General features: G+C 46.7%; 24 protein-coding genes and 4 pseudogenes. 14 read left to right on the top strand and 14 right to left on the bottom strand.

Features of this window, described 5'->3' with window-relative positions; translation table 11 throughout:
• Positions 1 to 39 precede the first annotated feature (39 nt).
• Complete coding sequence (locus tag ABIC79_RS24320) at positions 40 to 429, top strand: hypothetical protein (protein ID WP_354568747.1); 390 nt, start codon at positions 40 to 42, stop codon at positions 427 to 429.
• Positions 430 to 606: 177 nt separating this feature from the next.
• Here ABIC79_RS24320 and ABIC79_RS24315 read toward each other — a convergent pair whose 3' ends face one another.
• The 7 genes and pseudogenes from ABIC79_RS24315 to ABIC79_RS24285 all read right to left on the bottom strand — a co-directional run bounded on the left by ABIC79_RS24315 (position 607) and on the right by ABIC79_RS24285 (position 5467).
• A complete protein-coding gene (locus tag ABIC79_RS24315) occupies positions 607 to 840 on the bottom strand; it encodes a hypothetical protein (protein ID WP_241917304.1) in 234 nt (77 codons plus the stop codon).
• A 37-nt stretch (positions 841 to 877) separates the two neighbouring features.
• Positions 878 to 1273 (bottom strand): plasmid partitioning/stability family protein, encoded by a 396-nt coding sequence (locus tag ABIC79_RS24310; protein ID WP_241917303.1) that lies wholly within the window; start codon positions 1271 to 1273, stop codon positions 878 to 880.
• Positions 1274 to 1291: 18 nt separating this feature from the next.
• Positions 1292 to 1474 (bottom strand): plasmid segregation protein ParM domain-containing protein, encoded by a 183-nt coding sequence (locus ABIC79_RS24305; RefSeq protein WP_241917302.1) that lies wholly within the window; start codon positions 1472 to 1474, stop codon positions 1292 to 1294.
• A gap of 1363 nt (positions 1475 to 2837) precedes the next feature.
• Entirely contained in the window at positions 2838 to 3116 is a 279-nt protein-coding gene (locus ABIC79_RS24300) for a ribbon-helix-helix domain-containing protein (RefSeq protein WP_121019193.1), read from the bottom strand.
• On the bottom strand, positions 3116 to 3751 hold the full coding sequence (locus ABIC79_RS24295) for an AAA family ATPase (protein WP_037035481.1): 636 nt from the start codon (positions 3749 to 3751) through the stop codon (positions 3116 to 3118). The genes ABIC79_RS24300 and ABIC79_RS24295 overlap by 1 nt, the downstream gene beginning before the upstream one ends.
• A gap of 253 nt (positions 3752 to 4004) precedes the next feature.
• Positions 4005 to 4265: a hypothetical protein gene (locus ABIC79_RS24290; protein ID WP_241917301.1), complete on the bottom strand. Its 261-nt coding sequence runs from the start codon at positions 4263 to 4265 to the stop codon at positions 4005 to 4007.
• 33 nt (positions 4266 to 4298) lie between these two features.
• Positions 4299 to 5467: pseudogene (locus ABIC79_RS24285) on the bottom strand (ISL3 family transposase).
• A gap of 429 nt (positions 5468 to 5896) precedes the next feature.
• Between ABIC79_RS24285 and ABIC79_RS24280 the strand changes: the two are divergent.
• Positions 5897 to 5965 carry a DUF6500 family protein gene (locus tag ABIC79_RS24280; RefSeq protein WP_353050908.1) on the top strand — a complete coding sequence of 23 codons (69 nt, stop codon included), beginning with the start codon at positions 5897 to 5899 and terminating at the stop codon, positions 5963 to 5965.
• Positions 5962 to 6427, top strand: a pseudogene (locus ABIC79_RS24275) (DUF4113 domain-containing protein); the annotation flags it as partial. The gene ABIC79_RS24280 and the pseudogene ABIC79_RS24275, both read left to right, overlap by 4 nt.
• A 634-nt stretch (positions 6428 to 7061) precedes the next feature.
• Here the strand turns inward: ABIC79_RS24275 and ABIC79_RS24270 are convergent.
• Positions 7062 to 8111, bottom strand: coding sequence for a RepB family plasmid replication initiator protein (locus ABIC79_RS24270; RefSeq protein WP_241917300.1), 1050 nt, complete (start codon positions 8109 to 8111; stop codon positions 7062 to 7064).
• Positions 8112 to 8930: 819 nt separating this feature from the next.
• Here ABIC79_RS24270 and ABIC79_RS24265 point away from each other — a divergent pair.
• The 3 genes and pseudogenes from ABIC79_RS24265 to ABIC79_RS24255 all read left to right on the top strand — a co-directional run.
• Positions 8931 to 9380: pseudogene (locus tag ABIC79_RS24265) on the top strand (integrase core domain-containing protein); the annotation flags it as partial.
• 316 nt (positions 9381 to 9696) lie between these two features.
• Positions 9697 to 10053, top strand: a complete 357-nt coding sequence (locus ABIC79_RS24260) for a hypothetical protein (RefSeq protein ID WP_354568742.1) — start codon at positions 9697 to 9699, stop codon at positions 10051 to 10053.
• Positions 10054 to 10170: 117 nt separating this feature from the next.
• Positions 10171 to 11493, top strand: a complete 1323-nt coding sequence (locus ABIC79_RS24255; protein WP_354568740.1) for an IS4-like element IS1271 family transposase — start codon at positions 10171 to 10173, stop codon at positions 11491 to 11493.
• Positions 11494 to 11552: 59 nt separating this feature from the next.
• Here the strand turns inward: ABIC79_RS24255 and ABIC79_RS24250 are convergent, their stop codons facing one another.
• The 4 genes from ABIC79_RS24250 to ABIC79_RS24235 form a co-directional block, all read right to left on the bottom strand.
• Entirely contained in the window at positions 11553 to 12086 is a 534-nt protein-coding gene (locus ABIC79_RS24250) for a flavodoxin (RefSeq protein WP_014683039.1), read from the bottom strand.
• Positions 12087 to 12151: 65 nt separating this feature from the next.
• Positions 12152 to 15676, bottom strand: a complete 3525-nt coding sequence (nifJ, locus tag ABIC79_RS24245; protein ID WP_354568737.1) for a pyruvate:ferredoxin (flavodoxin) oxidoreductase — start codon at positions 15674 to 15676, stop codon at positions 12152 to 12154.
• A gap of 989 nt (positions 15677 to 16665) precedes the next feature.
• Entirely contained in the window at positions 16666 to 18126 is a 1461-nt protein-coding gene (locus ABIC79_RS24240; protein WP_014683042.1) for a sensor domain-containing diguanylate cyclase, read from the bottom strand.
• Positions 18127 to 18481: 355 nt separating this feature from the next.
• A complete protein-coding gene (locus ABIC79_RS24235; RefSeq protein ID WP_354568735.1) occupies positions 18482 to 18823 on the bottom strand; it encodes an MFS transporter in 342 nt (113 codons plus the stop codon).
• 151 nt (positions 18824 to 18974) lie between these two features.
• Between ABIC79_RS24235 and ABIC79_RS24230 the strand changes: the two genes are divergently transcribed.
• Both ABIC79_RS24230 and ABIC79_RS24225 read left to right on the top strand, forming a co-directional pair.
• Complete coding sequence (locus ABIC79_RS24230) at positions 18975 to 19235, top strand: type II toxin-antitoxin system TacA family antitoxin (protein WP_112198336.1); 261 nt, start codon at positions 18975 to 18977, stop codon at positions 19233 to 19235.
• The gene (locus ABIC79_RS24225) at positions 19232 to 19711 is read left to right on the top strand and encodes a GNAT family N-acetyltransferase (protein WP_354568732.1); all 480 of its coding nucleotides are present in this window, start codon (positions 19232 to 19234) and stop codon (positions 19709 to 19711) included. The genes ABIC79_RS24230 and ABIC79_RS24225 overlap by 4 nt, the downstream gene beginning before the upstream one ends.
• Positions 19712 to 19802: 91 nt before the next feature.
• On the opposite strand, the gene ABIC79_RS24220 is transcribed toward ABIC79_RS24225, so the two are convergent.
• Positions 19803 to 20852, bottom strand: a complete 1050-nt coding sequence (locus ABIC79_RS24220; RefSeq protein ID WP_354568788.1) for a tyrosine-type recombinase/integrase — start codon at positions 20850 to 20852, stop codon at positions 19803 to 19805.
• A gap of 330 nt (positions 20853 to 21182) precedes the next feature.
• Between ABIC79_RS24220 and ABIC79_RS24215 the strand changes: the two genes are divergently transcribed.
• The 6 genes and pseudogenes from ABIC79_RS24215 to ABIC79_RS24190 all read left to right on the top strand — a co-directional run.
• Positions 21183 to 21428, top strand: coding sequence for a type II toxin-antitoxin system Phd/YefM family antitoxin (locus tag ABIC79_RS24215; protein WP_013578405.1), 246 nt, complete (start codon positions 21183 to 21185; stop codon positions 21426 to 21428).
• Entirely contained in the window at positions 21425 to 21691 is a 267-nt protein-coding gene (locus ABIC79_RS24210; RefSeq protein ID WP_013578404.1) for a Txe/YoeB family addiction module toxin, read from the top strand. The genes ABIC79_RS24215 and ABIC79_RS24210 overlap by 4 nt, the downstream gene beginning before the upstream one ends.
• 493 nt (positions 21692 to 22184) lie before the next feature.
• Complete coding sequence (locus tag ABIC79_RS24205) at positions 22185 to 22379, top strand: hypothetical protein (RefSeq protein WP_354568729.1); 195 nt, start codon at positions 22185 to 22187, stop codon at positions 22377 to 22379.
• Between the two features lie 123 nt (positions 22380 to 22502).
• On the top strand, positions 22503 to 22721 hold the full coding sequence (locus tag ABIC79_RS24200; protein WP_148232237.1) for a hypothetical protein: 219 nt from the start codon (positions 22503 to 22505) through the stop codon (positions 22719 to 22721).
• Between the two features lie 423 nt (positions 22722 to 23144).
• A complete protein-coding gene (locus ABIC79_RS24195) occupies positions 23145 to 23678 on the top strand; it encodes a thioredoxin fold domain-containing protein (protein ID WP_013578402.1) in 534 nt (177 codons plus the stop codon).
• A 93-nt stretch (positions 23679 to 23771) separates the two neighbouring features.
• Positions 23772 to 23907, top strand: a pseudogene (locus tag ABIC79_RS24190) (integrase core domain-containing protein); the annotation flags it as partial.
• Positions 23908 to 24664: 757 nt separating this feature from the next.
• Here ABIC79_RS24190 and ABIC79_RS24185 read toward each other — a convergent pair.
• The coding region (locus tag ABIC79_RS24185) for a Tn3 family transposase (protein ID WP_354568726.1) at positions 24665 to 24984 on the bottom strand (320 nt) is incomplete at its 5' end.

The following is a 24984-nucleotide window of genomic DNA, read 5'->3' as shown; positions in this document are numbered from 1 at the left end:
AGGACAGACACCGGCCAGGCCGGCCCCTGGGGTCAGACGATGAATGAGGATAACATTCTGTTCGTCGCGGGCGGTTCAGAGGTGCCCACGATTCTCTTCAAGCAGGTCAATCGCCTGCTGCATTACGCCGGCCGTATAGTTGTCTTCAATAATTTTCGCATAAGCCAGCCGGTCGGCCAGGCATTCCACCAGGGTATCGTGACAGATTTCGTTACCTGTCAGAAAAATACGAGTCGCTGCGTCAGCGACGGCATCTTTGACATCCGAGAAGAAAATCAGCTCTTTGGGAAAGCGGGGATTAATGACCATTTCATGTCTCCGGCGGGGTTAAACGCTCCTCTTATCATGCGTCCGGGTTCTGATGCCGTCCAGCACGACCAGGCAGTCGTCTTGAGAATGTCGAAAAACGGTAAAAAATCTATCCTGTAAAAACCCGCAACGCTCGCCGCAGACTCGGCTGAGGCGTACCGCAGCATCGCGAGGAACGAACAGCCGCGACGAGGAAGCGTCATATCGTCTGCAGCTGATGTGAAAACCGCACACTCCCTGCCTGATGTAGCCCTAAAAAAAACCGGCACGCAGGCCGGCGGAAAGCGATGATCGGTTTTACTTACGGTTTTTCTTCCAGGTTTCAGAGGCCAGAAACGCCGCGCGTACCACCACAATGGCCCAGCACAGCTGCAGGAGTATCTTCACGGGCACGCTGAATCCGTCAAATATCAGCAGCGGCACGATAAACAGGCAACTGATGAGAAAACACCACTCCGCCGCGCTTTTGCGCGCCCTGCCCGTCAGCGTCTCCAGCCCGATGATCCCTTTGCATAACAGCATCAATGACATGGTTCTCTCCACAAATCTTCCGGCACGCCGGAGGGCTTCAGTCTTTTTTCAGCATGCGTTTGAAATTAGTTCGGGCCTGCCCTTCCCCTTCCGTACTGCCGGTGGGTTCCGGGAGCACTGAGGGGGCAGGCACCTGGCCAGCGCAGGCGGCAATGACGTCCTGAATGCTGGCCGTCGTGGGCTGCCATCCCGTCGTTTGCTGAATAATACTCACCAGCTGGTCGGCGGTCAGCTGACCATCGAATAACATGGACAACAGGTAAGGCAGACGCTTATCCAGCTGGTATAACGCGCTTCCGCCGACGATCGCCGCCCGGAAAAAATCACCACGGGTGCGCAGGGGAACTGACTCGATAATCTCCATCGCCCTGGCATCCTGACTGTCGTCTTCAGGGTGCAAATAGACGGTCAGTTTCTTACGTTTGTCGGTCACGGATAGCGCTCCTTGGAATTAAAGTAAAACAAGTTCGCGAACCAGCGCCGTCTGGGGTTCATTGACTACTACAATGCGTTTAGGAGTCAGTTTCCAGGCACGGTGCACAGCGACTTCAATCAGCGACACACCACCACCGACCAGCCACACCAGGTTTAGGGCAAAAACAATCTGCCCTTCGGTGAATCGTGACTTTTTCATCGGCACATCCTCTGTTCAGGGGAGTCATTATCATGCCGGAATTCTGTTTCTGAATGGAGCAGGATTTTGGGTCAGGGTCACCCCCCTGCCCTGCTGCCGGGAAATTGTTGTTTAGAACAAGATTGCGACTCTATTGTCGCATAACCATGGTCACAGTTTCTGACAAACATTTCTCTTATTTTCAAAGATATGACTGATGAGCAGCTATTTACCCGTGAAATTGCGGATGTAGATAATATGAAATAATAAGTATGAGATGTGAGATGTGAGATGTGAGATGTGAGATGTGAGATGTGAGATGTGAGATGTGTCATATAATCTCACACGAGGCTTAGTGACAAACAAAACGTTTAATAAATATTAAATCACACTTCATAAGTGCGACATTATATTTCACTGCAATTTGCTGCTCCCATCCCCCCTGGTAACGCGCTAACTTTAGTAACTGGCATCAGATTTACTACATTGAATCTCAGCCTGGATATCATAAGTGCTAATCATGAATTCACAAGTATGAATTATGCGGTGGCGCGCAACCGACACAGCACAGACTGTGAAGGATTCAATGAGTCATATTAGAGCCAGATGCCTTGCCTCATGCTAGGAAATGCTACCTTTTATCTCTTCAGATACATGAGTGCACTCCACACATATTTAAAATAAGTATGAAGTATTACTTTTGAGGTTATCCTCATAATTCACATGTGTGACATATGTTTGATCTCAACAAGGGAATACTTTTCTGTGGATGCACATCATCATAAGTAATACTTCATAAATGCTACATGTTAAATAATCAGTAATACAGGGGGCAGATGTAGCCATTGCTAGATGACCCCCTTCTCATTGCTGCTTGTAGGTTCTCTGTAAAATCACCAAACAACACAACTCATAATTCATAATTATGAAATAATAAATAGCAAGGATGAATTATTTGGTCTAATTCTATCAAACAAAACAATGCATAAATGACGTTTATTGCAACACGGACTCACCAGAACGGAACCAGATAAATTTAGGTATGAGGTATGAGGTATGAGGTATGAGGTATGAGGTGACATACTGAATTTAGCATTCAAATAATCAACTCTAAACGATCGTTATCAGTGTGAATTATTACGGAATACTTAATAAAGCAAATTGAATCTACTGGTAGCTAAGGAATTATAAGGTTACGCTCCACACATAATTATCATCAAAAATATAGCAACATGATTGTTTTATTTCAGAAATTATCCAGTTCGGAAAGAGGGAAGGAAACATAATTGTGAAGTATGAAGTGCGGATTATCAGGTGCTAATTGAATACAGTAGGGGAGGGCGCTGGATTTCAAAAAGAAGCCCAGCGGTGCATAAGTATGAAATCATACTTTTTTTAGATACGCGTCCAGAGCATCGCGAATGATAGCGCTCACACTTTTCGGCGCAATACCGACGCGTTTGTTATACAAGGCCAGGTCTTCAATTTCACGCAAGGTATTCTGAGGCAGAGAAATGGTCGTCCTGGTCAATATTTCTGGTACAGGTTCTACAACTACTTTCTCATCGCCATAGGGACGGTCAGCCAATCTGTTCGCCAGAGCATCCGCTTCTGCTTCAGTAACTATGCGGCGATTGGTGAAAGGGGGTTTTTTTAAAGCCATTAAAATACCTCATTCAACAGAGCAAGAACTTCAGACTTGGCTTTTTCGTTAGATGTTTCCAGGACAGATTTACCTTCAGACATCACATCTCGGTAAACCTTTCGGTAACATGCCGTCGCGCTCAAAGGGATCAGTCCTTCGAATTCGCGGACATACTCCAGAAATTCATGCCGTTCGTTTCCCTGAAGGAGGGGATTTGTAGTGGCCATACTTTGATAGCAATATGCCTTAAGCTCTGGATTTAAATCCCGCATGCTTTCTAACTGCTGCTGAAGCTCAACCATCGTATCCAGATCCAACTGAGAGCATTGGTGCGGAGCAATGATCTGATGAGCTACGGTTCCGCCTGTAATCAGCTCACGGCTGTTTCGTCCGGCAACATCCACTATAACGTGATCAAACCTCTCATCAAGGCTTCTGAGTGTTTGAGATATGTTGTCTCTTTTCTCAATCAGGGTGATGGAGGGGGTAAGGCCTGCAGCTTCCCGTTCGGCATACCACCTTGACGAAGAGCGTTGAACGTCAGCATCGACCAGACACACATCCTTGCCCCATAAGGCCAAACCCACAGCTATATTGACTGCAGTTGTTGTTTTCGCGGCCCCACCTTTATTGCATCCAACAATCGTGATCATTTGTCACCCGTGATATCAAAAGTAGTATTTCTTAAATAATAACTCATAAAAGATAAATGTGAAGTAATATCGACTAATTATTATGTATTAATTCATACTTATTACTTAGCTAAAGCATAGTGAGCATCGCTCAATTGAAACCGCAAACGTGATTGAACAGGTAAGAGACAAAATCAAAATTATTTGTTTCCTCGTTGATCAGCTGCCTAAGACTTTCTTGGGTGCAACCCTTAACAAGCTGAAGAACCCATGGTTACACGGTATTAATGAGGGTCTTCCCCTGTTGTGGTGGGTACTCCAGAGCTGCCTTAACTATGAACAATAAGGCCAAGGATGAACGGTCCAACATTCCTCCGAGGATCTTCCCACTGCTTATACCCCGGATAACCACAGATAAAGGTTTACGATCGCTGATACCGGTCATGTAGCCGTTAAACTCATTCAGCCCCTCTTCGATTGACATCAAATGTTCTGGTGTAATACTTTCTGAGACATCTATTCTGATTCCTTCCATTTAAAACCTCTCATTATTGTTTTTAATTGCTAATCACCAGCCCATACCCAGCTTCCCGTAGTGAAACAGCACACCCAGCTTGAACCGTTCTTTATTTCTGAAGACACGAGACTTGGTCCGGAGTAGGCGGATTTTTCTGTTTAGAGATTCCGCATTGCCGTTTGATACCCGGTTTCTCATCGCATTCAGGATGACTTAAAGACGCTTTGCCTCCATCTGGCCAGCTCTGGCCATTAATGGTATTCCTATGTTCTTCGCCATTATCATCCATTCCTACCACAGCCTACGGCTATGGACATCATAGCGACGGTGCCTTAGGTCACGGGCAAGCTCTTTCATTACCCAGCACAGGCTCGTTTGGGGTAACACCCGCCGAGCAACTTCTTACCTCTCGGCCCGGCGCCCGAGCGGTTTTGTTTGCTGTAAAACCACAGGTAGCGTGAGCAGTTGGTGTCTTTCCTGTCTGACGACGGGATCTGTTTCATCTCAGCCTGACGGGTTTTATCAACCACGGCGCACAACATTTTTGCCACATGTAAGTGATCGAAGACGATTTTATCGACGAGATTGGGGAGATAGATGAGGGCTGCACTGATATAGGCCATAGACAGCGTTTTTATCTCATCAAGCTGGTTGCCTCACAGCCTGCGCAGATAACTGGCAACACTCTCTACACCACGATCATCGGCCAGTTGCAAAGCACGTCCCTGCCTGTCAGAGATAACGCCGACGTACTGGCGTTCTCTTTTGAAGCCGACTTCATCAACGAAGAGATGACGGGCCGATAAAGGCTGTTTTATCCGGACTAAGCTTCGTTTGACTGCGCGCATCATGATACCGTCCACGGCATTCGAGCTGAGTTTAAGCTGTTTTCTTACCGCATCATGGTGCTGACTTTCAGCCATGAGAGAACAAAGGCTGCGAACAGCAAAGTGTAGCGGCTGCCTGACCCCGCACAGGCCACAGGCAGTGTCTGGCAACCGTGCTCGTGGCAGTCAACGCGGGGGACATCAGCTTCAACTAGTGTGCTGAACTGACAGGTATTGAGGTGACGCCATTTGCGACGCCGGTGATCATGTATGGAGTAGGATTTACCGCAGGTTGGAAGGGCAGTTGTGTGTTTTCAGCAATGCCGACAATGAACCAAATTTTTCATCAAGGGAAAGGGATTGTACCTGTCACGGTGCGGACTGTTGAATGATATGGGCTTAGAGGGAATTTTCGTCCATGGCAAACTTCTCAGTAAATCAAGACTGCCATCATAATGCCTTTAGCCACTACGATCGGGGAAGACCCATTAATGAACAGTATTAAGTAAGTGTTCATTATGGATATCTTTACCCAACCCCTGACCCTTTAATGCGTTTGATCCTATTCCTTAAGGATAAGGTTCAGGCTGGTTTTCCTTCCCCAGAAGTTTTCCCATATAGGCTTAGTTATCAATCAGCAAAAGCATTCATCTAATCGTCGTTTATCATTAAGTTGGATGTGCCGATTAACCGTTGAGCATAACAATTATCAGCAAGAAGCGAGTACCACAATGGCTATGCATACGACGGCATAATTGTGTTTCGCACAAGCTAGGAGATGTGATGAAACTAAGCCTAAATTCTTAAGATCTGTGATGAAAAATAGCAGCTAATGGAAGCAACGTTGGTCTGTCCTTTTACGCTTTTTTTCGAATAAAAACGATGACCTAGAGTTACTTGATGCTACCACACAACTGATACGCAAACATTTCAATATTGTGCTGGAACGTACCGCCCGGGAGCTGCACGGCGAACCTTGTCTGGAGCTGAAAGAGTTTGCACAGACACAAATCGTTTGCTCCAGGTCATTCGATGATCGCGTATCAGAATACGATTTGATACGTGAGGCAATCTGCAGCCATGCCGTACGTGCCGCCGAGAAACCCCAGGGCGAACATCAGTATTGCCGACATATCTCAGCATTCATCAAAACAAGCCCATTTTTAATAAACGAAGTCTACTTTGGGAAAACAGCGAACAGCTCATGGCAGTTCTCAATGGAATTAATCACAGCGGAAAAGGGCACGTATGGTTCGAGGAACAGGGTATCCAAAAGTCATGGGAGATGAAACGCCAAATGCTATCCCCGCATAGATCAAACGTTTCAGTGACCTCATGCGCGTTAAATTCTAGAGAAGTGGTTTACTGATAAGGCTTGATCAACCCGAGTTGTTAGTGTCAGTTGCTTCCAGCTTCCTTTTTTACCTGCCGCCAATGGAAGGTATTGCATTTTCCTCAGCAGTCCCATGGGGGTGAGAGGACGATGTTCATTATCTCATCACAAAAGTGACACTGTCTCAAAACAGTTTAAAGCTTTAACCCAGACATAATGCGACAAGTTAGCCTATCCACGATAGAGAGAAAGAACCACTGTAGTGAGTAAAGACATCGGAAACCACTACAGTGAGTAAAATCCACTATGGTGAGTAGAAAACACCTAGAATTGAAACAACCGCTGTGGAGAGCGCCAACCACTATAATGAGTAATTACAAGAATCCATCTATTAGTTAGTAATCACTGACGTATATGCTATATGGGGTTTCAGGTTAGTAAGTACTAGGGGGGTTAGCGGAGATCATCTGAATAACCACTATAGTGAGTAAAGAATGCAGTTCACAGTGGATAGGATATTTCGTGATGGAAGCTTTTACTGATTACAGTGGATAGGTTGCTCACTGCAGTGGTTAGTCGGCTTTCAACAATAAATATGAAAAGCCTGCCATCACTGCAGCAAGCTTTAGGGCAATGAGCAGCAAGAGGTCAAAACTATTTCTTTGACTGGCGAAGCTGTTCCAGCAACTCAAGTTCTTCTTTAGTCAGCATTACCATCTCACGAGGCATAGCTGATTCCGCATCCCTCTCTGCCGGGACATCAATGATGTGTTCGTCATCCATTACATCGTAAACATCATCACCTATGCCCGTGGGTATTTGCGCAGGGCGTAACTTTGGCCGCCTATAGTGGATACAAAAATACACTACCTTACCGCGCTTAACTTCAGTGTAATCAAGATACCCAATCGCCTTTAACTGCTCCATAGCCTTGCGTACTGTCGCATTCTGAGTGATGGCTCGAGAGGTCAGATTTAGGCGGGCACGCAGGCGAGACATAGATATGGGAGCAGGATCTGTCGGAAGGCTTTCAATGAACGTATACAGAGCCTGAGCAGACTCCTTGCGAGAGAGTTCGTTGATTGCCCTGAGCTGGAGAAGAACTTTCTTATCAAACTGATACAACTCGAAGATCTTCGGATCCGCCTGCAACTCGACAGCGTCCTTTTTCGGGCTATATTTTGCTGACTGAACAAGGTGAGTTACGTAGTAATCCCCCTCTTTATTCGAAAACGAGAGGGTGTTAGTGGCTATACGTTCAAGTGAGGCCTCCAGACGCGCTCTGAGCTTCGCAGAAGAGCGTGCGGATGGAATCCCACACAACTTAGCGAATTCTACAAATGGCAGGTATACAGAGTCTCCTAGGACCTTATGCTTAGCAAAGGCATGAATGATCCCAACCCAGGTCTTAAAATCGTTATCCATATCAAGCCGGGCGCCGGTGATCTTGATGTTCTCATATCCCTCAGACTTCACGATCGAAAGCTGCTTCAGCTCAGAGGTGACATCCATTGAGTTCATCTGACCTTTACGTCCACGTGCTGTGGACTTCAGCGTAGGTACAAATAAGCCCAACCGCATCAATGCTACAGGCTGAACGGTGTTATTGCTGTTAGGAACCAGAGTAACAAGTTCACCTGTTCGCTTATCGGTTTCAGAGAATGCTTTAACTATCTCTATGTTTTTAGGCTCATTTTCAGACATTATCAGCTCTCACATTGAATGTGGATAAGAGGCTCTAGGTACACAATATAGTGGATACTATCACTCACTATAGCGGTTTTACTACAAAACACAGTGGTTAGTTTGCTTTTTATAGTGGATGTTTTACTGACTACAGCGGTTAACGACCATCGTTTACTCCAGATATGACAAGGCCTGGAAGGCTATGGGGATCTCTTTGGGTCTTATAGGTTCTATAAGGATCTTATTATTGGATCGAACCAGAGGATAAGTTAAAAAACATGACCTTAAGTTTTGGAGTAGAGATCAACGTAGCACTGAAGAGCCGGTATTGGGGCAGTGCATAAAATGTGTACATAATTTTGGATTATCAATCAACTCGTAATCTTTACTATAAATTTCAAATGGTTAAACAATCTCAATTAACTAAATGTTATGTACAGCTATATTGACGATTTACTCACTACAGTGGTGTACAGTCACTCTCCAGCGAAGTTACCTAGCTGTCTATAGTGGTTAACACGCTTAATATAGTGGATGTTTTACTTATTACAGTGGTTGGCAATACGGTTTAAACCCTTACAGGGCAAGGCCTGTAGCTGGGCTGGGATCTCTTTTGATCTATTAGATGATCTATATAGGATCTTATTATTGGATCTGGGCGGTGGAAAAGTGGATAAGTCACTTAAAAATTACATTCAAGGCTGGTATGTGGTGATGTGACGGACGCCCCTCACTCTGTGTAAGTCTTACCATACTTTTGCTGACTGCATTAAGAAGGGGTCAGGGTCAATCGTGTCGGAATTCTGTTTCTGAATGGGACAGGATTTGGGGGTAAAGTCAGGACGCCGGATCCGTGCCCTGACTGTAGTGGATAATTTTAGTCGTGAATGCGTGGCGATCGAGGTAGGCCAGGGGCTTCGCGGTGACGATGTGGTCGCCGTGATGGAACGGATCAGGCAGACACAGCAGCGTGTACCACAGTGGCTACAGACGGACAACGGGAGCGAATTTATCTCAAAAACGCTGGATCGCTAGGCGTATGAAAACAGGGTAACGATGGACTTCTCCCGCCCCGGGAAGCCCACAGATAACGCCCTGGTTGAGTCATTTAACGCCAGCCTGCGTGATGAATGTCTGAACGTGCACTGGTTCCTGTCACTGGAAGATGCTCAGGAGAAGATCGAGCACTGGCGGCAGGAATATAACCAGTACCGGCCACATTCCTCGTTAAATAATCAGACTCCGGAAGAATTTATCCGAAGCCTGCAAACATGCCCGGATCTCTGATTTATCCTGGCACCGATATTGGGAAGGGATCAAGAAACCGGAAATCTCAAAAAGTGCCTGGAACTAAAGCTGGGATACTTACAAAGAAACGGTGAACTGTCGCGGAATTTATTGCGCGGCCGCGAGGCGTTGGCCAAGCCGCCAGCACGACAGAAACCGGCGGGCTACGCTATCGGATAACTAAGATCATTCTTAATAATTTATTTCATTTTTAAGATATCTGCTGTTAATTTGACAGCAGGAAAGATAAAAAATGCTAATGGATAAGCGAAGCAGATTTTTATAAAAACATTCCATGATCTCAAAGGTGCAAAAGATGAAGAAATTTGCTGATGGGTCAAAAGAAGATATAAATCATTGGTTTACATTATGTAGAAAAAAACAGCAACCGTTTATTTTCATTGTACCTCAAAGAAAATATGCATTAATTGAATGGGATTATATGCATTTTGATAAGGCGATAGAGGCTAACATACGGCATCATGAAAGAGAGATTGTTGCGTCAATGGGGGCTATCTTAAAGAAATACCGCTTACAAAATTTTAAGTTTAGCAGGAACAGTCTGGGGCGGAATCTGCGAGGTGTAGAAATCGAAGATTCGGTGCGTGTTGCTGAAGAACTGTATGATTTATTTAATGAATATGCTTATCTAAATAATCCATCACTTAAGTAGACTGATCTTACATACAAAAAAGCCCGCTGTGTGCGTAATGCCGATCGTTTAAGGATCAGTTGACCGATCCGGTGGCTCGTGTAAAAAGGGTTCATGCTCATCATGGACCCTTTTTAAATGGAACTTTCACACGCTCTCGGTATTATCAATCTCACTGCCCCCGATGAAGTTCAAAGCCTCGCTGACCTCCTGTCTCCTGACCTCATTCAGCAAGCTTTTTCTCTCACTGACACCGTCACCCTACGCAAGCGTAAACTCCCCCTCGAGTCCATGGTCTGGCTGGTTATCGGTATGGCCATATTCAACAATAAGCCTATGAGTCATATCGTTAATCTGATGGATATTGTTGACCGAACCGGACGCTCATTCACCGCACCCAGCTCCGTTATTGCCCGCAGAAAAACGTTAGGTGAAGATGCCATCCGGGTTCTGTTTGATATCACTCAGCAACACTGGCATGCAGAGGCAAAACATCCTCTCTGGCACGGACTGACACTCAATGCCGTCGATGGCGTAGTCTGGCATACGCAGGACACGCCTGAAAATGCAGAGGCCTTCGGTAAGGCTTCGAACCAGCACGGCGAACGCGGATATCCTCAGGTCCGCATGGTCTGCCTGATGGAACTGAGCAGTCACCTGTTGCGGGCCAGTGTGATGGACAGTTACGACGTGAACGAGATGCGCCTGGCGGCAAAGCTGGCAGCCAGCGCGCCGGATAACAGTATTACGCTGTTCGATAGGGGTTTTTACTCTTTAGGCCTGCTACATGACTGGCATAATGCGGGCGAAAATCGCCACTGGCTGACGCCGCTGAAAAAGAACACGCAGTATGAGGTGGTGTGTAAGCCCGGCAAACAGGACGAGCTGATACGGCTGAAAACGTCACCGCAGGCCAGAAAACAGTGGGAAGGATTGCCGGAAGAAATGACCGTGCGGCTTATCCGCCGGAAGGTCAATGGCGTTGAACGGCAGGTACTGACGTCAATGACGGATGCAATGCGTTATCCGGCCGCCAGCGTGGCGGAGCTTTATAAGCATCGCTGGGAAATCGAGTTAGGATACCGGGAGACGAAGCAGTTTTTACTGGGGAACCGGTGGGCGCTGAGAAGCAAACTGCCGGAAATGGTGAGGCAGGAACTGTGGGGTATCCTGCTGAGTTATAACCTTATTCGTTACCAGATGATCAAGATGGCGTTCAGCCTGAAGGGAGATTATCTGCCTTATCAGCTGAGTTTTAGCGGTGCAGTGTCGGAGATATTACGGTTGTTAATCGGGCTGCCGTGGGCATCAGCGGGAGCCATCCCGGGTCATCTGAAGCATTTTTACAGCAACGCAGCGATGCTAAAGCTGCCCTCGAGACGTGAGCGTGAATATGCCAGGGAAGTGAGAGAAAAAAGGTCGAAATATCCCTTAAAAAACAATGCCGGTCACCTTAAATGACCGGCATTAAGCCAGACGGCTGGTTTTATATTTTTTGCAGAGGTGCCATCACCGGAGGGTCAAAGCACTGCTTGTTTAAGCTTATCCAGCCAAGTGTCAATACGCTCTTCTGTCAGGTCGTATTGATTTTCCTGATCCAGTGGCAGGCCGACAAACTCATTGTTTTCCAGCAGTGCAGCGGAAAACGAGAATTTATAGCCTTCACGCGGCCAGTTACCGACAACACAGGCGCCACGCTCAATGACGAGGTCATAGAGGATCCGCATTGCGCTAACAAAATTTTTGGAATAGTTAAGCTGATCGCCCAGCCCAAACAATGCCACCGTCTTACCGCTCAGATCAGCTTCAGACAGCGTGTTGGTGAACTCCTGCCAGGAGTCGTACTGACTGCCTGCATCCACACCAGGTAGCTCCCCATCGCCCAGTGTTGGCGTACCTAACAGCAAGACCGGGTAGGATAAAAACTGTTCGCGGGTTGCGCGCCGGACATCCAGGGGCGCGTCGGCAATCCCGTCTAGTTTCTGGTGGATAAGCTTCGCAACTTTTCTTGTTTGTCCGGTATCAGACCCAAAAAAAATACCGATGGTAGCCATAATCATCTCCTGATATATCACATGTTTATTAAAAGATTAGTGCCATGACGACTCGCCGTTTTCTCTCAGGATGACGCGAGTTTTTTATAGCCTTCAAGTCTTTCGCGTGCATCGTCTTCGGTCTTTTTAAACAGAGACTCGGCAAATTCCGGATCCAGCTTTTTCAATGACGAGTAGCGCACTTCGCCTGCCAGAAACGCCTGGAAATCCTCTTCAGGTTCCTCAGAATCGAGAATGAACGGGTTTTTACCGGCCTCTTTCAGTTGCGGGTGATAACGGTAATTAGCCCAATATCCTGCCTCGACAGCGCGCCTGGCTTCACGCTGACTGCATCCCATACCGATACGCAAACCGTGGTTGATGCAGGCCGCGTAAGCGATAATGAGGGAAGGTCCCGGATACGCCTCGGCTTCGGCAATTGCCCGCAATGTCTGATTTTTGTCGGCCCCCATTGCGATTTGTGCGACATACACGTAGCCGTAACTCATCGCCATCATGCCCAGATCTTTCTTTCGGGTTTTCTTGCCGCTGGCAGCGAATTGCGCAATGGCTGCCGCTGGCGTCGATTTAGACGACTGACCGCCCGTGTTGGAATAGACCTCGGTATCAAATACCAGAACATTGACATCCTTACCCGATGCCAGCACATGATCCAACCCTCCGAAGCCGATATCGTAGGCCCAGCCGTCACCGCCAAATATCCAGTGAGAACGCTTCGCCAGATAATCGCGGTGGGCATAGATACTGTCGGTGTGCGGATTTTTCCCTGGCGTCTGCGAAGCCAGAAGTGCCACTACTTTTTCAGCCCGCTCACGGGTGCCTTCGCCCTGATCTTTATTTGCCAGCCAGTCACTCAGACAGGCTGACAGTTCTGCATCCAGTGGCGCATCCGGCGCATTGTCGAGCGCCGCTTTAACCTGTGTGGCGAGGGTATCGCGAATCGCATCCACACCCAGCAGCATGCCAAGGCCAAACTCGGCGTTATCTTCAAAAAGTGAGTTGGCCCAGGTCGGCCCTTGCCCTTTGTGGTTAGTGGTATAAGGAATAGAAGGTGCGCTCGCGCCCCAGATCGATGAACATCCGGTCGCATTGGCAATCATCATTCTGTCGCCAAATAACTGAGTCACCAGTTTGGCGTAAGGCGTTTCACCGCAACCCCCGCAGGCGCCGGAGAACTCCAGCAGAGGCTGTTCAAACTGGCTGCCTTTCACGGTGAATTTATTTTGCGGATTGGCTTTGGGTGTCAGGCTGAGCGCATATTCCCACAGATCAATTTCGTGTTCCTGCGATTCCAGCGGTTGCATCGACAGCGCCTTGCCTTTGACCGGGCAGACATCCGCACAGTTACCGCAACCGGAGCAATCGAGCGGAGAAACGGCGAGGCGGTACCAGGCATCTTCTGTTCCGCTGGCCAGTTTGGCGCTGAACCCTGCCGGTGCATTTTGCCTCTCTTCTTCAGAAATCAGGACAGGGCGGATAGCCGCATGCGGGCAGATAAAGGCACATTGGTTACATTGAGTACATTTGTCCGTCTGCCACACAGGCACGTTAATCGCCACCCCGCGTTTTTCATATGCCGACGTGCCGGACGGGAAGGTGCCGTCCTCGATGCCATCAAAAATGCTGACCGGCAACGAATCCCCTTCCTGACGGTTCATCGGGATCAGAATATCTTTAATAAATGCAGGCAGCATCTTGTGTGGCACCACGTTGTCCTCAAGGTGCTTCCACGCCTGCGGCACGCTGATTTTCACCACCGATTCAATGCCGCTGTCCACCGCAAGATTGTTCATATCGACAACTTTCTGACCTTTATTACCGTACACATGCTCAATACTTTGTTTCAGGTATTCCACTGCGCGGGCCGGGGGAATGATGTCTGCCAGTTTGAAGAAAGCCGATTGCATGATCATATTAAAGCGCCCGCCCAGCCCCAGTTTTTGGGCTATTCCGACCGCATTGACGATATAAAACTGAATATCGTATGCCGCGATATAGCGCTTCATGGCAACGGGCAGTTTTTCGTCCAGCTCCGCAACATCCCAGCTACAGTTGAGCAGGAAGGTTCCACCCGGTTTCAGCCCTGCCAGCAGGTGATATTTGTTAACGAAGGATTGTTGTGAGCATGAAATAAAATCAGCTTTATCGATTAAATACGGGGATTTGATCGGGCTATGACCAAAGCGCAGATGCGACATCGTGACGCCGCCGGACTTTTTAGAGTCATAAGCAAAATAGGCCTGCGCATACATATCGGTTTTGTCGCCGATAATTTTGATGGCACTTTTATTGGCCCCGACGGTCCCGTCTGAACCCAGTCCCCAGAATTTACAGGCGGTCGTTTCGCTGGCTGAGGTATCAAGATCACGACCTGAGAGCGGCAATGAGGTAAAGGTGACATCGTCGTTGATCCCCACCGTAAAGCCATCGCGCGGACGTTCAGAAAGCAGATTATCGAAGATAGAAATAATATGAGAAGGCAGAATATCTTTACCGCCCAGCGCGTAGCGGCCGCCGACAATCACCGGGCGCCAGTCGCTGTTATAAAACGCACTTTTCACGTCAAGATACAGCGGTTCCGCCAGTGAACCCGGCTCTTTAGTCCGGTCGAGAACGGCAATATTACTGACACTTTTCGGAATGTATTTAAAGAAATGCTTCAGGGAAAAAGGTCGGTAAAGGTGCACGGTCAGCACGCCGACTTTCTCTCCGCTGGCATTAAGGTAATCCACCGTTTCCTGAATGGTTTCACACACCGACCCCATCGCGATAATCATCCGGCCAGCATCCGGCGCACCGTAATAGTTGAACAGGTGGTACTCGCGGCCGGTGAGCTTACTGATTTTGGTCATGTATGACTCCACCATTTCCGGCAGAGCCATATAGAATTTATTCGACGCTTCACGCTCCTGGAAATAAATATCCGGGTTTTGCGCCGTACCGCGTACGACGGGATGGTCCGGATGTAACGCATTCTGGCGAAAACGCGTAACAGCATCCCAGTCCAGCAACGCGGCCAGTTCTTCATAATCGAGAACTTCGATTTTCTGAATTTCGTGAGAGGTACGGAAACCATCAAAGAAGTTGATAAACGGGATACGTCCTTTGATGGCGGTCAGATGTGCCACCGCCGCCAGATCCATCACCTGCTGGACGCTGCTTTCCGCCAGCATGGCGCAACCGGTCTGGCGAACAGCCATGACATCCTGGTGATCCCCAAAGATATTTAACGAGTTGGTTGCCAGAGCACGCGCACTGACATGAAAAACGGCAGGCAGCAGTTCACCGGCAATCTTGTACATGTTAGGCGTCATTAACAACAACCCCTGCGAAGCGGTATAAGTGGTGGCCAATGCGCCGGCTTGCAAGGCACCGTGTATTGCCCCGGCAGCGCCAGACTCGGACTGCATCTCCATGACTTTTACGGTTTGACCAAACAGGTTTTTTTTACCCTGTGCGGCCCATTCATCGACACTTTCTGCCATCGGAGTTGACGGTGTAATAGGATAAATCGCGGTAACATCCGTGAAGGCATAAGACACATAGGCTGCCGCCGTATTCCCGTCCATGGTTTTCATTTTTCTCGGCATGACTCACTCTCCAGCTTGATGTTGCTCAATTCAAGGTTTGGAAAGGAACAAGCATGGGACATGCCATACGGGATATTTACATTAATGCATTGAATTAAATGAAGTAATTTTGGGTGTCTATCAGGAGGGTTTGTCGGAATTGAACGTTTCGCCACACATTTCTTAGCAACTTGTCGCTACACTGACATTATCCGCTCCGATTTAGGAACTTATCCACCCAGGTTTTCAGACTGTAGTAAAGCTGATGTCTTTTTATGCCTGAAATTCAGCCCGGCAAAATATGGCCAGTACGGTTTTTCTCAACGGGGTTTTAGAAATCCAGCTCAAGTGCAAAACACAGGTAGGACATCAGCGGCGCGCAATGCCTGAACTGCTGTGCGCAAAAATCCATAACATCCGGCTTGCACAGATCCTCAAACGCAATGCTTTTAACCGAGATAAAATCTTTGCGTTTTGATTCCGCTAACAACAGAATCTGTTGCTAACATTACTGAAGATCCTCAGAGGTATCGCTTCAACGTATACCTTTCAGATCGTGGTTTGATGTTGCGTGAAAGGCTTGATGTAGAAGGTGAGTATCGTGTGCTCTACGATTTTGACGGCACGAATATTGAGATACTGCTTTTTGTTAGTATGAAACAAGATTTTGGGAAGTCGCTTTACCGTTGTAACATTCTGAAATGATGCTCAATGCCCGGTTATACCGGGCTTTTTTATGTCTGCTTTAAGGGAGCGGGTCAAAGGTCCGACATTACTAACTGAGCCTTGTATCTAATCCTAGGGGCAGGTCAGCAAGACGCCATTCTTTATTGGCATTGGCGTGTGCCGGGCAGCAATTAACATTAGCTGATAATATGCAGTATTTGAGGCAAATCGCCGTCGATGACACCTAGAATTACAGTGTTTCACATAGTGAGGTAAATCGCCTTCTTATGTAGAAACGATCAGTATCAGCATCGCGGCAGCCCATCACTCCGCTGCATGCCGGATTATTCATCCATTTTTACGACACAATTCCGCCCCTGCCGCTTGGCTTGATATAAAGCAATATCTGCGCGCTCCACCAAGGATCTCAGTTCCTCATTGCCTTGGGTTTCTGCAATTCCACAGCTTATGGTGATCGGTATGGTTTTGCTTCCTGAGATTAACGGTGATTGTGCAATGTGCTCGGACAGGGTTCGCATACGCGCCACAGCTTGTTCGCCGTTGCATTCCGGCATCAACACCAGAAATTCATCCCCCCCCCAGCGACACATGCCGTCGGTGTACCGCAGAGATGTTTGTATCAGCCTGGCGATGTGCCCAATGGCCAGATCGCCAATGCTATGACCGTGAAGATCGTTGATGGGTTTAAAATAATCTATGTCGATTATCGTCAAGCTCGCCAGCTTGCCCTGTTGCAACATATTTGAACGCATACGCAGGAAATGATGTTCAAATGCCTGGCGGTTCATGACTCCGGTGAGCTTATCTTTGGTGGCCATTTGCTCCAGCCGGCGCTGATATCCGCCGATGGTCAGCCATAGCAGTAATAAAAACAGCACACTGACCACAATGCCGATGCTGAGGTTCTTCAGTAGCGTGATGAAAAGCACCTTTTCCAGAGGATGATTGCTTTGTTCTACCATCAAATACCAATCGAACTCGGGTAATAAACGAGTATTGAGTAGCACTTGCTGCCCCTGGACCTGATACCGGTAGCTTCCGCCGGGAACAGTAAGAATAGCGGTAGTCAGTGGACCTAATCCTGGTTGCTGCCTGATATTCGCTGCTCGTTGGAAGGATTGACCATGCAGGACTACTTGTCCGCTTTTATCTACAAAGTAGATAGTCCGGCTATAGCGCTGCTCATATTTTTCAATCAGCACCTTAATCTTTTCCACTGAAATACCAATACCAGTAACGCCGATAAAGTCACCTTTATAGTCATTGACCTTATGGTTAACGAATACATCAAGATGGGTATGATCCTCTGGATCTGGACGGACATCAATCGAATAGGGTTTGTCCACGGGCAGCGCTTTAACCAGGAAGAACCAACGGTCCCGTAGACTCTCTTCAGAGACTGTTTCGAGGATGCGTTTGGGGTCATAGTAACGGTAGGTTTTATCAGAAACGAAATAGGAAAAAATAGTATCGAAACGATGGTCTATTTCGTTGAGGTAACGAATCATTGCATCAGGATCCTGTTCATGATTTAGAACCCAATCACGAACAAAAGTATCGTGAGCCATCAAAGATGCAATAAGAATGGGTTTCAACAGATCTTGCTGAATTTCTGAATAGACATTATCGCTGGTTAGAGGCAGGATATTTTCTTCAATTTCATTATTTAGGGATTGCCGAGCGACTTCGTAACTGCTCCAGCTGATGAGCATAAAAGCGGTTAATAGCATGAAAGTAAATAAAATAATGACCCGTGTTTTCGTCAACCAATAAGGGCTGTTCATTCAATTTCCCTAAAATGTCTTTTAATGGTAAACAGGGTAAATGCACTTTGTCTAGGCAGCTAAGCCGGGCCTGTTACTCTTATTAGTTAGTGACCCTTTGGAACCTAAATGATCTCATCTGTGCTCCCTCGTGCCAATAATTCTAGCCGTTTCGCGATCCCGTGATCCGTTACGGCGCAGCAATATTATTACGAATTTCGTTCTACTGAGCGACAAACTCCTGTATAGCATTTATTTATGCACCGTATTGGAGGCCGAGGGCCAATGATGTAAAAAAACCACGCTAAGAGTTTAATCCATTGTTTATCTTGAAATTTAATGTTCCTAACTCGCCCGTAAAAATATCTTCCGGTAACTAAAACATATAATGCCCCCCAGCATAACCCGTGGTGTAAGTCGTTGCCAGCAGGCTGGTTCCGACGGTGTAGAGAAAATTCCGATCTAGTCCCATCAGGACTAATGTAATGGCAAATATCCCACACAAGACATCCGAAACAGCCAGAGCAATATAGGCAAGCATAAGAAGCAGACCCGTCAGCTTAATTTTAATGACACCGAACCGGTCGATCAGTTTTCCTGTGCAAAACGACGTTACAAACCGGCTCAGTATATAGAGTTGGATCTCGGCGGCGATTTGTGACAAATCGAAATCGTAATGCTTCATTGCGATGGGCGTCGCCGTCAGGCCCAGAACCATTATTCCAAATCCTGATGCACCGAAAAAAGTGCGTGGAACTAAAACAGGTGTGCTTACACATCTATCGAGAGTTGCCCAAAGGCATAGTGTATTGACAATAGATATACAATCTTATAATGTATATCCATTGTCAATACAGGAGATATAAAAAATGCGTGACGCTGCGATTAATTTGCGTGCTTTGCCGGAACAACGTGATCTCATAGATCAAGCCGCCAGCCTATTAGGTAAAAACCGATCTGATTTTATGTTGGAAGTAGCGTGTGAGCGCGCACAAGCTATTCTGCTCGACCAAGTTTTTTTCCAGTTAGATACTGAGAAATTTCATGAATTCACAGCGATGCTTGACGCACCTCAAAATGCAAATCAAGGTCTGGAACGTCTGATGGCAGTTAAAGCGCCTTGGGCATGAGTTTACAATTGTCTGCTCCTGAGCCACTTACAACTGCACATATCCTTGACGCTTTCGGTTGTGGGGAAACAACGTTAGATGAATGGTTAAAACGGCTCGCTCTGACAAACCACTTAAACGGTGCAAGTCGTACTTTTGTTGTCACGGCTCACGATAAAAGTGTTGTTGGTTATTATGCACTCGCAGCCGGTGCTGTGTCGCACAGGGAAGCGGCAGGATCTGTTCGGCGTAATATGCCTGATCCTATTCCGGTCATAGTATTGGGAAGACTGGCGGTCGACCTTCGCACTCAAGGAGTAAAGTTAGGTTCATCATTGCTACAGGATGCCGTTCTTCGAGTTCGCTCAATTGTTGAAAACACAGGGGTCAGAGCATTGCTCGTGCATGCACTTCATAAACCGGCTAAACAATTTTATGAACACTACGGTTTTACATCATCGCCAATTAATCCGATGACATTAATGCTACGCCTTTAGCGTTTCCAAAGACCATGAAGCGCAGCATGTGATGAAATCGAAAAACACTAAATATGAAGTAATACTTCATAATGATGAAGTATGATTTTTGTTATTTTGTATTATTATGATCTAGAGTGCTTTTTTCCATGATATCGGTCATCGCACCTTCATGCGCCTGAAGATTACGGATATAACGCATTAATGTTTCAGGTTTTTTCCATGTCCCTTCCTGCATGATCTGAGCGACGGCATAGCCACGTCCCGCCATATCCTGTGCAGCGCCTACGCGGGCACTGTGACCAGTCCAGGCCGTATAGCGCCCTTTGTTTGGAATGATAGGTTCACCTGCTCCAATCGTAAGCCAGGCCTGTGCGAAAATTGATTCAATCGCAGGCGTGCTCAGCGGACGGGTGACTGAAAGAGTTGCACTCCCAGAGCGGTGCACCGGACAAAAGAGGAAGGCGTCAGGTTCAGCATTGATACCAGAAACCGACATCCACTCAGTTAGCCGGCGGGAGGACTGCGAACTTAGGGACTTGATCAGGCCACCAGTTTGAACAATAGTTTTGGTGTAACTCACATTAAGGATGATCCTGCCATCTGTTGCCCGGGAGATATCACGAACACGGAGACGGGCTAATTCACTGATACGCAGCAGCGTGCTGTAAGCCACATGCAGAAATGCCAAATCACGTTTATGGCGAAGCGATATCGAGTCAGACCAGAGCGCATCAAGCTCAAGCAGATCTTCAAGACGAAAGGGTACGGCCTGGCCAGTACGTTCACCCGTGACAACTGCAACACGATTTATTTTCTTCACTGCGCGGAAAACCAGCGGTGAAGTATTAGGGGGGATTAGGCCAGCGTTACGGTGTAACATTGAAATCAATGATCCATGCGTCGCAATCGTTGAAGAAGCGCGACCGCTCTCTTGCAGCCAGTTCAGATAATCGCGAAGGTCGGCCGGAAGCATGGGCAAAAACGAGCGGCTATTTTCAATCGACCATCTGTGGCAGATCCGCATAACACTCATCAGTTGTCGCCAGGTATTGGGTGAAAACGCCTCTTTGTCTTGAACAAATTCCTTAAGCCTCGCCAGAACATCCTCTTCAGCCTGGATAGCAGGTAGTGCCTGGTTGATTGGTGACAATTTGTCCATATATAGCTTAAAAAGCGAACTCCCGGTCACTGACAACGCTACGTCGATTCTGAGAAAGATGCAGGGGATTTCCCTTGCAGATTTCACGTAGCAAAACCTGCAAGGTCATCTGCGAAAAATTACCTGCTCCTATAACTACTGGATAGATTATCAGCTACTGTAGCGAATAGCTAACTTTATATAAGTCCCATTATATAATGTTAGAAATATTATCTTGGAGACTTACAGTCTGGGTCATAAGTTAACAGGGTGAACATTATATCAAAAGGTGTACTTGATTAGGTACAAGTGCTATAGTTGTACGCGTGATATATGACAGGAAGGTAAAAAATGCATTCATTAACGTTTACTGATGCCCGTAAGCATTTTGCTGAGACAATGCAGCAGGTTAGCGACAATGCCGAGCCCGTGCGTATTCTGCGACGTGATGCTCCTGATGTTGTACTGATTGACGCCGCCGAATATGACGCTATTTTAGAAACACTATATTTATTCAGCAATCCTGCGAACGCTGCACATATTAACGCATCGCTGGCTGAGTTAGATCGCGGTGACACTGTCGAAATTGAAGTATGAAAACTCGATTCACTAAGAGAGGGGCAGCCGATTATCAATACTGGCAGGGAAGTAACGCCAAAATATTCGAGCGCATCCGTATACTGATACATGCGATTCATGCCGACCCACTGGGCGGTATTGGTAAGCCAGAACGGTTGCGCCATTATAAAAATCCGGCACTTTATTCCCGGCGCATAGACAGAGAACACCGACTTGTTTACAGCATGGTAAATGATGAATTAACTATAATTGCCTGCCGGTATCATTATGACGATGTTTAGCCAAGAGTCTGACGTCTGGTGATGTAAAAACCATTCTTAATGAAATTAATAATCGATTGAGTAAAGTCATATTACAAGTTATAAATTTAACATAAATAGCATTATACGAACTCAACTCATTGATTTTATTTAGTTTACAGGTGCGGCATTAAGGTGTAAACAGAACCACGTAAAGTTAGCCGTACGCTTTACACACAGCCTCATAATAACCCGATGATAAAAAACCATTTGTGATGATACAGCTCATCTAAACTTTGGGTTAATGCCATACTAGACCTCTCCCACGGATTTCATGCTCACTGAATGAAGGAGCGAACTGTATTGAATGCATCCTCCAGCGATTCGGACCGCTATCTCCTCCGCCTGAGAGGTATGAAACGCCCTGTTACGACTCTGGTTATATTGGCTACAGCGTTTGTCTGTCTGTTGATATTGGTCCTCGCCGGCGCATTTTATTTCTGTATCCCGCACAGCGCAACTGGGCGATGCTGAAGTGGCCAACACGAATATTGCCCGAATGATCGCTGTACAGATGGAATCCACCCTCAAAACCGCAAGTGTTGCGTTGACCGATCTTTCGGAACGTCTGGAAGTCGACGGTACCGGTGCACACGAACTCGGCCGGCTGCAGGCTCACCTGGTTGAAACAGCCAAGGCCAACTCCGAACTACACGGATTATTTGCCTAAATACGCCACAAGTCGTCCAGCATCGTTCCATTGTGTTTGTCACCTAAATTTTAAAGTATCTATGTTAATTAAGTTGCCTCAGATCACACGAGGGCGTACCTCTAGCCAATATAATGAATATTATTGAAAAATTTATTAGGGATATATATGCGTCTGCTAACTAAGAGTGAAGTTGAAAATATCTCTGGCGGCAACAATGGCAACGTTCCATCATCCGGCATGACGGGTGGTGGTGGCGTTGTTGCTGGCAGTTATGGTGGACTAGGAGGAATGATTGTGAGTGGGATGGGAGGGCTGATTGCCGGTTCAGGCAACTGCTTTGGGAACAGTGGCGGTCGCTAAACAAGTAATAACGGAAACAGAGGCAGCAGTGACCACGGTCATGGCCGAGGGTAAGATGCATAGCGCAAATCACCAGCTATTCGGCTTAGCAATGGGGATTTGTTTCAGACAGTATCATCATTTTATTTAACGTTGGTATGCATGAAAAAATCATCTCCAGTTTTTATATTTGTAACCACATTTTTTTGCGGATTACTAACTTTCGTCATATTAAGTCGCATTGGCGTGTATTTCACCTTTTCGATATTGGAAATACCTCTGTGGTTGGCTAACTGGATTGCGGGTGTAGCGATGATTGTGGGTCTGGTCCGAATTGTCGAAATCGTCTATTACGTATTATTACCTAAAATCAGCGGGCGTCTAAAAAACTGATGGTTGATTAATGAATGGCATCTAAAAAATTATATTAATATGAGAGAAAAAATGAAACATTACTTCCTTGCATCTTTGTTCACTATTATGACCCTGCCAATGGCAACCAGTGCAATTGCCTTAACACCTGAGGCATCTGTCAAGGAAATCGCTGATAACTTGGTTGAACTCAATCCCATAACATGGACCGCTCCTGCCGAAAAATATCACATGGTTGTCTTTATCGATAACCAATGTAGTTATTGTTCGGACGTGGTTAAAAAGGTTCAGCAGTATACGGATGCTGGACTTACCATGTCATTCCTTACGGTTGCTCCTCCGGCTATCCATGATAAAGTGATCAGCGATATGGCCAGGGTCTGGTGCTCCAGCTCCCCACGTGAAAGCCTACGTAATGCAATGGCTGGTTTTTTACCGAATAATGACACTTCACCAGCCTGCATCAGGACAATAGAGCAGCAATCAGCACTCGCGGATCGTGTCGGTATTGAGGTTACACCAGTGATGGTTGTTATGCAGCCTTCGCCAGTTGTGTTTATTGGGAATGTAAAGCCCGCTGAAATCCTCAAGGCATTAAAGCATTAGCCTTTGGAGAATATCTTGTGAGGTTCGTAAGTACACGCTCGTAGGCGCTAACGCGGAGATACACCCTGGCTGCGTCAGGGCCACTCCTACTGATCTCCTCCCGGAAAGCCCACAGATAACGCCCTGGTTGAGTCATTTAACGGCAGCCTGCGTGATGAATGTCTGAACGTGCACTGGTTCCTATGCTCAGGAGAAGATTGAGCACTGGCGGCAGGAATATAACCAGTACCAACACGGGCAGCGGCCGCGCACACGATTCAGGTCGAGATGCGGCAGCCGGCGCTGTTATTGGCGGGATGGTCACCGGACCAGGCGCACCTTTAGGTTCTATCGTAGGTGGTGTCGTTGGTGGGGTGCTAGGCGGGGCGTCATTCGATGCAGCCTGGAGTGCCACCCATGACAATAATAATGGTGGCGGCGGTGCTTTCGGTGGGGATAGCAACGCAAATAGTGTAAATGGTCAGTGTCACTGGTAAGATAAACATGGCCGGAATTAACCGGCCCATGTATTAATGGGTAACTGATGATGAAGTTTTTTAAATCATTTTTTCTATTTGTATTATGTTTTTTGGTAGTGGATATTTTTCTTAAAGTGCCTTTCACTCCTGTCATCATTGGCAAAATATTCTGCTATTCAGCTGTTATTGCATTAGTTTATTTGTTTGTTACAAGCTCCTGGTGGAAAAGAAATATATTGAAGCTAAAAAATTGACATTAAGAATTTTTATCCACCTTAAGCTATACTGCATCTGTTCAAAAGGTATTTAATCACCCCTGGTCAAGTGTCGTTAAACAACACCAAGAGATTTTTGGAGTGACAAGTTGAATCTATTGGAGTTTCCAAAAAAAGTCCTTGCTATTTTCATGTCAAATGTTGACAAGAAAAAATAATGACTAATATTAATTGTAATTTAAATATTGTTTAAGATCTATTTTTAACATGCGTTCTAATAGGGGTCCGCTTGGAAAACGGAAAATATCCTACGCTAAGCCTGTTTTTTGTACAGACTACTTTTCACTGAGCGTAATGCGCGGTATTTACCCTGTCCCAGTTTGAGGTTTGTTCTCCAGAGGTAATCCCCGCTCAGGTTGATGTGTTCCCATCCCAGCGGTGACAGATGAGAAATCAGCTGCTCATTTAGTGGGATCCCTTTTCGCTTCAGAGAGTCTATGGTTCTTTCTATATATACCGTATTCCACAGTGAGATCGCCTGACCTGCTCCCAGTTGATTAGTACACCCCGATGTTAGTAATGTCTTCATAAGCCACATGAGGACATCCCCATGAAGAAGCGTTTTTCCGACCA

It is taken from the genome of Rahnella sp. 2050 (assembly GCF_040544515.1).
In the GTDB taxonomy this organism is placed as follows: Bacteria; Pseudomonadota; Gammaproteobacteria; order Enterobacterales; family Enterobacteriaceae; genus Rahnella; species Rahnella aceris.
This window is presented reverse-complemented; position numbering and strand designations above follow the sequence as displayed.